General features: G+C 61.8%; 11 protein-coding genes. 5 read left to right on the forward strand and 6 right to left on the reverse strand.

The window, feature by feature from the left end:
- Positions 1-511: 511 nt before the first annotated feature.
- On the forward strand, positions 512-1,294 hold the full coding sequence (locus ACYCTF_RS13220; RefSeq protein ID WP_461285016.1) for a transposase: 783 nt from the start codon (positions 512-514) through the stop codon (positions 1,292-1,294).
- A gap of 566 nt (positions 1,295-1,860) precedes the next feature.
- On the opposite strand, the gene apaG is transcribed toward ACYCTF_RS13220, so the two are convergent.
- From apaG to pip, 3 genes are read right to left on the reverse strand one after another with little or no spacing between them, the layout of a single operon-like run.
- Positions 1,861-2,241, reverse strand: coding sequence for a Co2+/Mg2+ efflux protein ApaG (gene apaG / locus ACYCTF_RS13225; RefSeq protein ID WP_461284282.1), 381 nt, complete (start codon positions 2,239-2,241; stop codon positions 1,861-1,863).
- 9 nt (positions 2,242-2,250) lie between these two features.
- Positions 2,251-3,066 (reverse strand): symmetrical bis(5'-nucleosyl)-tetraphosphatase, encoded by an 816-nt coding sequence (locus ACYCTF_RS13230; protein ID WP_461285017.1) that lies wholly within the window; start codon positions 3,064-3,066, stop codon positions 2,251-2,253.
- Positions 3,048-4,013: a prolyl aminopeptidase gene (gene pip / locus ACYCTF_RS13235; RefSeq protein ID WP_461284280.1), complete on the reverse strand. Its 966-nt coding sequence runs from the start codon at positions 4,011-4,013 to the stop codon at positions 3,048-3,050. The genes ACYCTF_RS13230 and pip overlap by 19 nt, the downstream gene beginning before the upstream one ends.
- Positions 4,014-4,099: 86 nt before the next feature.
- Between pip and ACYCTF_RS13240 the strand changes: the two genes are divergently transcribed.
- Positions 4,100-5,680 carry a peptide chain release factor 3 gene (locus ACYCTF_RS13240; protein ID WP_461284279.1) on the forward strand — a complete coding sequence of 527 codons (1,581 nt, stop codon included), beginning with the start codon at positions 4,100-4,102 and terminating at the stop codon, positions 5,678-5,680.
- On the opposite strand, the gene typA is transcribed toward ACYCTF_RS13240, so the two are convergent.
- Entirely contained in the window at positions 5,677-7,491 is a 1,815-nt protein-coding gene (gene typA, locus ACYCTF_RS13245) for a translational GTPase TypA (protein WP_461284278.1), read from the reverse strand. The genes ACYCTF_RS13240 and typA overlap by 4 nt on opposite strands.
- 141 nt (positions 7,492-7,632) lie before the next feature.
- Complete coding sequence (locus ACYCTF_RS13250; RefSeq protein ID WP_461284277.1) at positions 7,633-7,884, reverse strand: hypothetical protein; 252 nt, start codon at positions 7,882-7,884, stop codon at positions 7,633-7,635.
- Positions 7,885-7,987: 103 nt separating this feature from the next.
- Between ACYCTF_RS13250 and ACYCTF_RS13255 the strand changes: the two genes are divergently transcribed.
- Positions 7,988-8,587, forward strand: coding sequence for a TetR family transcriptional regulator C-terminal domain-containing protein (locus ACYCTF_RS13255; RefSeq protein ID WP_461284276.1), 600 nt, complete (start codon positions 7,988-7,990; stop codon positions 8,585-8,587).
- A 55-nt stretch (positions 8,588-8,642) separates the two neighbouring features.
- Positions 8,643-9,176 carry a carboxymuconolactone decarboxylase family protein gene (locus ACYCTF_RS13260; protein ID WP_461284275.1) on the forward strand — a complete coding sequence of 178 codons (534 nt, stop codon included), beginning with the start codon at positions 8,643-8,645 and terminating at the stop codon, positions 9,174-9,176.
- A 230-nt stretch (positions 9,177-9,406) separates the two neighbouring features.
- Here the strand turns inward: ACYCTF_RS13260 and ACYCTF_RS13265 are convergent, their stop codons facing one another.
- A complete protein-coding gene (locus tag ACYCTF_RS13265) occupies positions 9,407-9,712 on the reverse strand; it encodes a hypothetical protein (RefSeq protein ID WP_461284274.1) in 306 nt (101 codons plus the stop codon).
- A gap of 829 nt (positions 9,713-10,541) precedes the next feature.
- Between ACYCTF_RS13265 and ACYCTF_RS13270 the strand changes: the two genes are divergently transcribed.
- The coding region (locus ACYCTF_RS13270) for an AAA family ATPase (protein ID WP_461285018.1) at positions 10,542-11,881 on the forward strand (1,340 nt) is incomplete at its 3' end.

The following is an 11,881-nucleotide window of genomic DNA, read 5'->3' on the forward strand; positions in this document are numbered from 1 at the left end:
ACTGAACTGGTCCAAAAGCTCTTGGGATTACCGGCGCCGTGGCGAGTGACGGCAGTGGTGGTGCAAGTTGCCTCAGGCGATACGTGGCTTTAAGTGAGATACCGGTGCGCGTGGGGTGGCCGCTAGACGTGCCGCTACACTGCCCTGAATGTGAGGCCGTGGTACCCGGTTAACGATCCGTCCGCGACCGGGCGTCCTCTGAACGACGCCATGGAAGACCTTCATCGAGGCTGACGTCCCGCGGGTCAACTGTCTGAAGTGTGGGGTCAAACAGATCCCGGTCGTCTGGGCCGAGGACGGGAGTCGTTTTACCGAACTCTTTGAAGCCTATGCCATTCAGGTGTTGCAGGCGGTGCAAAGCCCGGTGCAAGCCCAGTGGCTGACGGCGCTCTCTTGGGACCCAGCAGACCGGGTCATGGGCCGTAGGCCATATGGCCTACAATGTGCGGCCCACAATGTGGAACGGGCGGTGACCCGCGGCGTGGCCCGCCGATCGTTGGAAGGGTTGCGCTTGCTCTGCACGCAAGGCGACGCTGGCCTCGATGAGAAGAGCTTCGGCAAGGGTCATGATTATGTTTCGGTGCTGCACGACCTCGAGGGGCGACGAGTCCTTGAGGTCGTGCCCGAACGCACCCGGGAGGCTGCCAATACGCTTTGGACCGCGATCCTTAAGCCCCAGCGCCACGCGATCGATGCCGTGGCCATGGATATGTGGGTGCCTTATCTTGAAGCCACCCGCGTAGCGGCTCCGCAAGCCCTGATCGTACATGACAAGTTCCCCTGCGCGAAGGAATTGAACAAGGCGGTTGACTTAGTACGTCGGCGCGAGCACCGAGAACTCCAAGCCCAGGGCGAGGAGACGCTTACGAAGACACGATATCTTGGGCTGAAGAACCCATGGAACTGGACAGATCGCCAACGTGAGCGCTTCCAGACGCTCAAAGTCGATGCGCTGAAAGTGGGCCGTGCCTGGGCGATCAAGGAGGCGTTTGCCGACTTCTGGGATTACCGGTATACCGGATCGGCCCACAAGTTTTTCGACCGCGGGTTTCTGGGCGACTCACTCGCGACACCCGCCCATCATGGCCGCCGCGAAGACCCTCAAACGCCATCTGCCGGGGCTACTCGCCACCACGAAACATCGCACACCCGTGCCGCCGCAGAGGGCATGAACGCCCAGATCCAGCTCCTCAAAGCCAACGCCCGCGGCTATCGGAATTTCACCCAATATCGCATCGCGATTTTCTTTCCTTGCGGGAAGCTTGACCTTTATCCAGCAGGGCGTCCGTCATGAGACTTTTATGGGCTACCCACACGAAACCCGGAAGAGCCGTTTTTTTGGAGATCCCCATCAGATAGCGCAAACAACCGCCTGTACTCATCCAAAGAACGTCCGAAGGGGACCACCTTATCGAGTTGCACCGTCATAGCGTCCCCAGGTCTCTTGTTATCACTTCTCCGGGCTCCGGCAACAAGCGGTTATCTCAATCAATGCTCGTAACGCATGCGAGCGTAGCGCCTTCTGTTGCCCTCCAAGCTACGGTACGGGCCCGTCCCAGTATTTTAGTGTCTTACGCCGCGCCTTTTTGCGCTTCCATCTCGATCGCTTTTTGCTCGGACCTTTGCTGCCACCATGCGGTCCTTGCCGCAAGAAACGCCCTGACGACCTTCGCGTTTTCTCTTTTACGTACGGGGACCACTGCCAGAAAGTTGGCGCATGCGCATTCTATCAAGGACGCCACGTTTGGGTGTTCTAGTCGCATCTGGCATGTCTGTGCGTGTCCCTTCGCACGAGCCTCGAACTGCTTCATGGACGCGAAATCGTTCGCCTTTAGAGCCCCGCTTTAGACATGGGGACGTTTAGTGCAGCGTTCGCGGGATGCTCAACGTGAACGCCGGGATGTCCGCGTCGAAGCAAGTGCCATCGTCCGCCACCATTTGGTAGCTACCACGCATGCTCCCAACAGGGGTTTCTATCATCGCGCCGCTGGTGTACTCGAAGCTCATGCCGGGTTCCAGGTAGGGTTGTTCTCCGACCACGCCGTCGCCGCGCACTTCCTGAACCTTGTTATTGGCATCGGTAATGATCCAATGGCGGGTCAGCAGCCGGGCCGGCACGGTCCCCGTATTGGTGATCGTAATCGTGTACGCGAACACGTAGCGGTTGGCCTCGGGGGCCGATTGATTGTCCAGGTAGGCGGTTTTTACGCCGACTTCGATACGATGCGCGTATTTGCTCATGTCCAAACCTCAAGCCCCACGGCTGTCGCAGGGTATCGAAAAAAAACGGGAATCCTCGAGTCGCAAGGCTGTAAGCGTGCCTCCCCACAGGCACCCGCTGTCGAGGCAGATGGCGTTTCCAAAGGTGCGACGGCCCAGGCTCGACCAGTGCCCAAACAGGATACGCGTTCCCTGGCTTAGGCGGTTCGGTACCTCAAACCATGGGACGAGCCCGGGGGTCTGGGTTCCTAGGGGACCCTTGTTGCGCATATCGAGCCGCCCCCGTGGGTCGCAATAGCGGATGCGGGTCAGCGCGTTCGCTATGAAACGAAGCCGATCGGGACCTGTAAGCGTAGGACTCCAGAGGTCGGGAAGGGGGCCGTAGAGGCTCTCCAGCGCGCGACATAGGTCAGGCCCTCGGAGCACGTCTTCGAGTTCGGACGCCCGAGCCCGCGCCTCGTGGATATCCCACTGGGCGGGGAGGCCCGCGTGCACCATGGCCACGTCATGTCCTGCGTCATAATACAGGAGCGGTTGCTTTCTTAGCCAGTCAAGCAGCTCCACGCGGTCCGACGCCTGCAGTATCGTTGCCAGCGTGTCGTCTTCGCCGACACGCCGCACGCCGCACGCGACCCCCAGCAGGTGGAGGTCGTGGTTGCCGAGCACGACCACGGGATCCGTCAGGGTGCGCAGAAACCTCAGTGTCTCCAGGGAATCTGGGCCGCGATTGACGAGGTCGCCCGTGAACCACAAACGATCCACGCCGTCTTGGTAGCGGATGTGGCCGAGAAGGGCCTTGAGGGACCGCAAGCAGCCCTGCAGGTCGCCTATCGCGAAGGTGGCCACGGGGTACTCTTCAGAAAGGATTGGGTGGCTCGTACGAGCGCGCTTGTGATGCCGGGCTCGCTCGCGGAGTGGGCGGCGTCGGGCACGACCTGCATCGTCGCCTCGGGCCATGCCCGATGGAGGTCCCAGGCGCTGCGCATGGGACAGATGAGGTCGTACCGCCCCTGCACGATAATCCCGGGGATCCCCTTCAGGCGATGGGCATCCGCAAGGATCTGATCCTGGCGCAGGAAGGCGTCGTGCAAAAAATAATGGCATTCTATGCGCGCCAAGGACAACGCCGTGTCGCTGCGGCCGAAGAAGTCGACGACGTCCTTTTTGGGGCTCAGGTTGGCGGTGCGCCCCTCCCACAAGGACCAGGCGCGGGCGCTACGCCGGCGCTCGTCTTCATCGGGGCCGGTCAGCCGCCGATGGTAGGCGCCGACCATGTCCTCTCGTTCGGTCTCCGGAATGGGCGCCACGAAGTCCTCCCAGTAGTCGGGGTAGACCCAGCTCGCCCCCTCCTGATAGAACCAGCGGATCTCCGCGCTCCGACACAAGAAGATGCCGCGCAGGATGAGCCCCAGGACCCTCTCCCGATGGGTTTCGGCGTATACGAGCGCAAGCGTCGCGCCCCACGAGCCGCCGAACACGACCCAGCGGTCGATGCCCAGATGCGTCCGTATGACTTCGATGTCATCCACGAGACCTTGGGTTGTGTTGCCGGCGAGCTCCGCGTGCGGTGTCGACCGCCCGGCGCCCCGCTGATCGAAGAGGATGATGCGGTAGCGTTTGGAGTCGAAGAATCGGCGATGGTAGGGCTCGCAGCCCGCGCCCGGCCCGCCATGCAGGAACACGATCGGTAGACCCTCGCGATGACCGCACTCCTCAACGTGGAGGACATGCGGAGGCGCCACCGCGATGCGGTGTTCCGCGTAGGGCTCGATGGGCGGATAGAGTGTGAGCATGCAAGTTCACAGTATACCGACCTCGCGGCGGCACGCGAAGCGATGCTGGTCTTGCTCGCGGTCGACGTGTATCCTTGCGCGTTCCCATGTCCTCCCATGCGATAGAGATTGCCCGGCGGCGAACCTTTGCGATCGTCTCGCATCCCGATGCCGGAAAGACGACCCTGACCGAGAAGCTGCTGCTCTTCGGGGGGGCCATCGTGCTTGCGGGCGCCGTCAAGGGGCGCAAGGCGGCTCGCCACGCCACCTCGGACTGGATGGCGCTCGAGCGCGAGCGCGGCATCTCCGTGACTTCGTCTGTGATGCAATTCCCCTACGGCGGCGCGGTGGTCAATCTCCTCGATACGCCTGGTCACCAGGATTTCTCGGAGGACACCTATCGGACGCTGACTGCGGTCGACTCCGTGCTCATGGTGATAGACGCGGCCAAGGGGGTCGAGGCGCAGACCGTGAAGCTCCTCGAGGTCTGTCGCATGCGCAACACGCCCATCATCACCTTCGTGAACAAACTGGATCGTGAGGGCCGCGAGCCGCTCGAGTTGTTGGACGAGATCGAGCGCGTGTTGGATATCAGCTGCGCTCCGGTCACTTGGCCGCTTGGGATGGGCCAGCGTTTCCGTGGTATCTGCCGGCTCGCGCAGTCCGAGGCGCGGTTGTTGCCGCAGGGTCGCAGCGAACGCATCCGCGAGGAGCGTGTGCTCGGCTTGGACGATCCCGAACTGGAGATCCTTTTGGGCGACGAGTATGGGCGCATTCTCCAGGAGATCGAGCTCGTGCGCGGGGCCGCGCCCGACGTGGATGTCGATGCTTATCGCGCCGCGCGCCAGTCTCCTGTGTTCTTCGGGTCGGCGCTCAATAACTTCGGTGTGCAGGACCTGCTCGACGCCTTCATCGCGCTCGCCCCACCGCCCTTGCCACGGCCCACCCTAAGCCGCGTGGTCGCGCCCGGCGAGGAGGCGTTTTCGGGTTTCGTTTTCAAGATCCAGGCGAACATGGACCCACAGCATCGCGACCGCATGGCCTTTATCCGCATCTGCTCGGGCCGCTATCGGCGCGGCATGCGTCTTTATCATGTGCGGGAAGGACGCGAGATCAATGCCGCCAATGCCCTGACCTTTCTTGCCAATGAGCGGTCCATGGCCGACGAGGCATACGCCGGCGACATTCTGGGTTTACCCAATCACGGCACGATCCGTATCGGGGACACCTTCACGACGGGCGAGGATCTGCGCTTCACCGGCGTGCCCAACTTCGCGCCCGAGCTCTTCCGGCGTGTGGTCTTGCGGGATCCCCTGAAGAGCAAGGCATTGTCGCGAGGGTTGGAGCAGCTCACCGAAGAGGGGGCGACCCAGCTCTTTCGGCCGCTCGCAAGTCATGAGATGATCTTGGGTGCGCTTGGCGCCCTGCAGTTCGAGGTCGTGACCTACAGGCTGCGCAACGAGTATGGGGTGGAGGCGGATTTCGAACCCGCGCCGGTGGTCGCCGCGCGCTGGATCGAGGCCGACACGGGTACGCTCGATGATATGTACAAGCGGCTCGCGGGCTATCTGGCGCGAGACGCCGACGGCGCGCTCGCCTATCTGGCACCGTCGCGCTCGCACCTCGATCTCACCGCGGAGCGCTTCCCGAAGGCCCGCTTCCACGCCATCCGCGAACAGGCCGCTTAGCTGCGCTGGGCGCGCTTGCGGTCATTCTCCTTCAGGTAGCGCTTGCGCAGCCGGATATGATGCGGTGTCACCTCGACCAACTCGTCGTCATCGATGAACTCGATCGCGCGTTCCAGGGTCAGCTGGATCGGCGGGGTCAGCAGGATATTCTCATCGGAGCCCGAGGCGCGCATATTGGTCAGCTGTTTGCCGCGCAACGGGTTCACCACGAGGTCGTTGTCGCGCGAGTGGATGCCGATGATCATCCCTTCGTAGAGGTCCTCACCCGGTCCCACGAAAAGCCGTCCGCGCTCCTGCAGGCTAAAGAGCGCATAGGCAACGCTTTTGCCGGCGCCATTGGCGATCAATACGCCGTTCACGCGTCCACCCATGTCACCCTTTTTCACGGGGCCATAGTGATCGAAGACGTGATGCATAAGGCCGGTACCCGACGTCAGGCTCAAGAACTCCGTTTGGAAGCCGATGAGGCCGCGTGACGGAATGACGTATTCCAGGCGGATACGGCCGCTCGCGTCAGGCTCCATGCCGATGAGGTCGCCACGGCGATTCCCGAGCCGCTCGATCATGACGCCCTGATGGGCCTGTTCCACGTCCAGGGTCAGGGCCTCAAACGGCTCATGGACCTCACCGTCCACGATCTTGGTGATGACCTGTGGGCGCGACACGGCAAGCTCATAGCCTTCGCGCCGCATCGTCTCAATCAGGATGCCGAGATGCAGCTCGCCGCGCCCCGAGACCTTGAACTTGTCGGCATCGGCCGTATCTTCGACGCGCAAGGCGACATTGTGAATGAGTTCGCGCTCCAGGCGCTCACGCAGCTGGCGGCTTGTCACGAACTTGCCGTCTTGGCCTACGAAGGGGGAGGTATTGATCTCGAAGGTCATGCTGACGGTGGGTTCATCCACCGTCAGGGGCGGTAGTGCCTCAGGGCGGCTCGGGTCGCAAAGCGTATCCGAGATGTAGACGGGGTCGATCCCCGCGACCGCCACGATGTCACCGGCCGAGGCTTCCTTGACCTCCGTGCGTTCGAGGCCGAGGAAGCCCAGGACCTGCAGGATCTTGCCGTCGCGGCGCTTGCCCTCGCGATCGATGACCGCGACCGCTTGGTTGGTCCGCACGGTCCCGCGCTTTATGCGGCCGGTCGCAATGGCGCCGACGTAGCTCGAGTACGCGAGGCTCGATATCTGCATCTGGAACGGGCCGTCGGGGTCGACATCGGGCGGCGGCGTATGGCGAAGTATGGCCTCGAAGAGCGGTGTCATGTCGCCCTCCCGGACGTCCGGCGCGAGGCCCGCGTAGCCGTACAGGGCCGAGGTGTATACGACCGGGAAGTCGAGCTGCTCTTCAGTGGCCCCGAGCTTGTCAAAGAGGTCGAAAGTCTGGTCCAGGACCCAATTCACGCGCGCCCCCGGCCGGTCGACCTTGTTGATGACGACGATGGGTCGCAACCCTAAGGCGAAGGCCTTGCGCGTCACGAAGCGCGTCTGGGGCATGGGTCCATCGACGGCGTCCACGAGCAGAAGCACGGAGTCCACCATGGACAGGACGCGCTCCACTTCTCCGCCAAAGTCCGCGTGTCCGGGTGTATCGACGATATTGATGCGATGATCGCGCCAACGAATCGCCGTGTTTTTGGCGAGGATCGTGATGCCGCGTTCGCGCTCCAGGTCGTTCGAATCCATGACGCGGCTGCTGATGGTCGCCCGGCTCTCGAATGTGCCGGACTGTTTCAGCAGTTCATCGACCAGCGTGGTCTTGCCATGGTCGACGTGGGCGATAATCGCAATATTCCGAAGATTTTGGGTTGTCATAGGGACGCAGGGGGAAAGGGGCGCGCAGTATACAGGCAACACGCGAGGTGATGCTATAGGGGCGACGCTCGGTTGGGTGTCGGACCGGCGCATTGTACTGGCCTCCCCGGTCCAGGGGAAGGGCGTGGCATGAAAACTCTTTTAGCGCCGCGCCAGCAGCGCGCCCACGACCGTTCCGAGCACCGCCCCCAGGATGAGACCGGCGGCCATTTCATTGAAGGAGCGCTGGGCAAGCGGGATCAACAGCCGGTTCATGCCGTGCAGGTTGGATCCGCGCGTGAACACGATCGACAATGGCAGTTGCTCCCCAAAAACGTCGGATGGCCGCAGCAGGAAGCCCGTCAGCGCGCCGGCCGCCGCGAACAGTACCGCAAGGGGTGTCACAAGTTTCACGTCATCTACTCCGCTGGGGTGGCACCAGAGTACAGCATTGAGCGCGGATGAAGGCAAGGCATCCGCTCTTGACAGCTACAGACCGGTTGGTATGATAGATCTCATGACGACTGCACATCCCCCTGACGAAACACGCGGCCGGCTGTTGCAAGCGGCCTTCGCGGAAATCTATCGCCACGGCTTCCAGGCTGCGGGCCTCGCGGCGATCCTGCAGGATACGGGGCTGACGAAGGGCGCGCTCTACCACTATTTCCCAAGCAAGCACGCCCTAGGTCTCGCGGTGATCGACGAGGTGATCCAGGAGCGGCTCGCCGGTCGCGTGTTTCGGCCCCTTGAGGAGGCCGAAGACCCATTTGCCACCCTGCTCGCCCTCCTGGAGCAGAGGGCGCGGGGCGTGGATGATGACACCGTCCAGTGGGGTTGCCCGCTGAACAATCTGGTCCAGGAGATGAGCCCCATCGATCCGGATTTCCGCGAACACCTCTCGGTCCTTCTGACGCGCTGGCAAGGCGTACTGCAGGCCGCCCTTGCGAGGGCCAAGGCGCAGGGGCGGATTCGCGCAGACATCGATTGCGAGGCCGCATCGCTCTTTGTGTTGGCGGCCTGGGAGGGTTGCTGGGGCATTGCCAAGAATCGCCAGTCGGGGCCGGTCTTTCGCCGATGCCTGCGCGAGCTGCGCGACTATGTGCGTGGCTTGGCTTGAGGCGAGCCACCCCCTCTCATAGGTTTCCCTTACTCTTCAAAAAGGAGGTCATATCATGACATTGCTGGCAACCGAGACACCCGATGCGACGAGCGGGGCCGTCGCCGAGACCTACCGGGAGATCTCTCATCTCTTCGGCCGCGTCCCTAACGCCCTCCAGATCTATAGCGCAAGCCCCGAGTTGCTCGCTCAGCAGTGGGAGGCCGTGCGCTATTACCGCAGCCATCCCACGCTCTCCGCGGCTTTGCTCGCCTCGATCCGCATGCTGGTGTCGAAGAACAACGACTGCGCCTATTGCGTGGGTTTTAACGAAGGGCTCTTAGTCAACATGTGCGGGCAGACACTCGAGCAGGTCGCGGCGACCAAGGCCGACCCCGAGGCGACACCGCTTGCGCCCAAAGACAAGGCGATGCTGCTGTTCGTTCTAAAGGCGACCGTGACGCCGCACGCCGTGGGCAAACCGGATCTGGATCGCTTACGCGCCCTCGGATGGACCGATCGCGATCTGCTCGATGCTGTGGCGCACGGCGCACGCAATACCGCCGTCGATATCATCTTCAATACCTTCAAAATCGAGCGGGATTTCTGATGGCGGATATTGCTCGACCGCTTGCCTCGAGCCCTCGCCCATCGCGATGGAGAGCCTTCGCACCAAAAGGGTGGATGGCCAACAGGCTTCGGCAATCACCACGACATAACGGCGGGGCGGGCGGACGAGCGAATGAGGCCTGCATGTCTTTTGATGGAGCGGTCCCGTTGGACCTTTCAGTCGGGTGACGAGATCCTTTCGTCACCCCGGCCGTCGCCCGGACTCCGGGCTTAGGCCAGCAATTTTGCGAGCACCGCCATCGTCAACGCGAGATTGAATCCTACCATCCCGCGCAGCAGGGAGATCTGGGCATTTGTTGCTTGTAGAGCGTGCCATATGTTCGCCATATCCCGGCGCACGTCTGTGAATTCCCGCGCCACCGCGTCTTTGACCTCGCTCGCCGCCTCGACCACGTCGAGTTTGGTCGCGGTTAGGCTGCTCACGGCGTCGTAAAGGGCGCTTGCCTGCGTCTCCGCCTGCTCTTGGGTGAATCCGACACCCCGCAGCTTTTTCGCGTACGTCAATGTATCGAGCATTTCCCGACTCATTGTGTGGATGCTCCGTCAGTGTAGCGCGCGCCGTTCGTCGCCACAAACAAGAAGGGGTCGCAAGGCCCCGATCCTTCAGTGCACGGCGCTAACAGGCTACCGGGCTCTCCCGTCGGGAGGAATCCGGTATTTTGCGGGGTATGATAAGGCCCCGCGTCCTCACCGACCGGTGCCATCCCAACTGTGTCGTTACGGTCGGTTGTGTCCGCCAATCAGGTGTGGCTTTGGGATCTCGACTACCGTGCCGTGGCGCACGGTGCATGCATACCGCCGTCGATATCCTCTTCAGCACCTTCAAAATCGAGCGGGATTTCTGATCGAACCCACAAGCTTTGCTTCTGGTCCTATATTATATGGGCGACTCGGCGCCTGGAGCGCTGTCCCTTGTAAGCCGTTGCGATCACTCCGTCTTCGTGGTCGCCACGCAGGCTGCGCGATCTTTCCTCGGAATTATGGGCCGAGTGAGCCCCCTCACAGGCCCGGGGCCGTATTTCCTCGGCCGTGGGCCCTTTGCGTCTTTGAGGGTCTGCTCTACGCCCAGACGGGCCGGCGCTTCTGCGTGCGGGAGTCCTTCTGTTGGCACCTTATCCTTTGGGTTTTGCAAAAGGGGCGACGGTCCGCGTTGGTCTGGGCCCGGCGCCCAAGGTGCCCGATTCTCTGTGGTTCCCGACCCCCATCCTGCGCCGCAACGCGCCGCCCGGAGGATGGACTCGGACGAGTTTGCGAGATAATATCTCGCAAACAGTCCAAATATGGCCATGTACATCGCGGTTCCCGGCCAAATCCGAGACGGGTAGGTCTTTAGAGGAGCGATCAGGTGATACTCCGCTTCGCGCTCGAAAATTGGATGTCCTTCCGTGACACGGCCAGTTTTTCCATGCTCGCCACTCGCGAGCGGCAGCATAGCGCGAGGGTTCCTAAGGTCGCGAAGTATGGGGCGAAGATCCTTCCTGTCGCGGCGATCTATGGGGGGAATGCCTCCGGGAAGACGAATTTCTTCAAAGCCCTTAGCTTTGCGAAGGGCTTTATTGTCGGGGGGGCGCCGCCCGACGGCCTTATTCCGGTGGAGCCTCATCGCCTAGACCCCCGGGCGGCGGAGCGCCCTTCGTGTTTCACGCTCGAGATCTTGATCGGCGAGATCGTCTACGAACTCTATTTTTCAGTCACCCGCAGGGCCGTTCTTGAGGAACGGCTTACCGAGATCGGTAGTGGCGTTAGAGACAAAGTTCTTTACGAACGTCGCGCGGGGGATATCGTTTTTCATACCTCCCTTAGGCGTGACGCGGCTCTGACGTTTGCCTTTAAGGGGACCGGAGACAATCAGCTCTTTTTAACAAACGCTGTTTCGCAGAAGATCGAGGTCTTCCGCCCCGTCTACGAGTGGTTCAGGAACCAGTTGAGGTTGATCGCCCCGGATGCGCGCTTCGGCGGCAAAGACCCCTTCCTGGATGAAACCCACCCCCAGAATATGGTGATGAATGACGCGCTGGCGCGGCTGGACACGGGCATCGTTCGCTTGGGCGGCGAGGAGATACCACTTGAGGGTATTCACCCAACGATCTCGGAGTGGCTGAAGGCGAATTGGTCGTTAGGCGTGAAGGAGGGCTCGACCGTTCGCGTCCCCGGGGTCCCCGGGCGAGGACGTATTACGCTTACGCGCAAGGACGGTCGACTTGTTGCACGACGGGTTGTTGCTCACCATCGAAGGGCGGACGGGGAGGAGGCCTCGTTCAATATCGAGGAAGAATCGGATGGCTCGCAAAGAGTCATCGAGCTTCTTCCAGCCTTTCTTGATCTCGCCGCACCTTCAGCGCGGCGCGTTTATGTGGTGGATGAGATCGACCGAAGTCTCCATACGTTGCTGACCCAGGAGCTTCTGGAGGGCTATCTAGCGACATGTAGCGCCATAAGTCGTTCGCAGCTTTTGTTCACAACCCACGACGTCCTTCTTATGGATCAGCACTTTTTCCGCCGTGATGAAATGTGGGTGACCGAGCGAGACGCCGAGGGTGGGTCGCGTTTGTTTTCCTTTAGTGACTTCAAAGACGTACGTCACGACAAGGACATTCGTAAGAGCTACCTGCAGGGGCGGCTCGGGGGGATACCGCGGATATTGCTGAAGGGCGCGCCCGGTGCTCGACGCGCGCGGGATAAATG

It is taken from the genome of Acidiferrobacter sp., assembly GCF_054609335.1.

Coding starts and splice junctions, on each gene's coding strand:
- apaG (WP_461284282.1), bottom strand. CDS start 2,241: ATGAGCAAATACGCGCATCGTATCGAAGTCGGCGTAAAAACCGCCTAC.
- pip (WP_461284280.1), bottom strand. CDS start 4,013: ATGCTCACACTCTATCCGCCCATCGAGCCCTACGCGGAACACCGCATC.
- ACYCTF_RS13240 (WP_461284279.1), top strand. CDS start 4,100: ATGTCCTCCCATGCGATAGAGATTGCCCGGCGGCGAACCTTTGCGATC.
- typA (WP_461284278.1), bottom strand. CDS start 7,491: ATGACAACCCAAAATCTTCGGAATATTGCGATTATCGCCCACGTCGAC.
- ACYCTF_RS13255 (WP_461284276.1), top strand. CDS start 7,988: ATGACGACTGCACATCCCCCTGACGAAACACGCGGCCGGCTGTTGCAA.
- ACYCTF_RS13260 (WP_461284275.1), top strand. CDS start 8,643: ATGACATTGCTGGCAACCGAGACACCCGATGCGACGAGCGGGGCCGTC.
- ACYCTF_RS13265 (WP_461284274.1), bottom strand. CDS start 9,712: ATGCTCGATACATTGACGTACGCGAAAAAGCTGCGGGGTGTCGGATTC.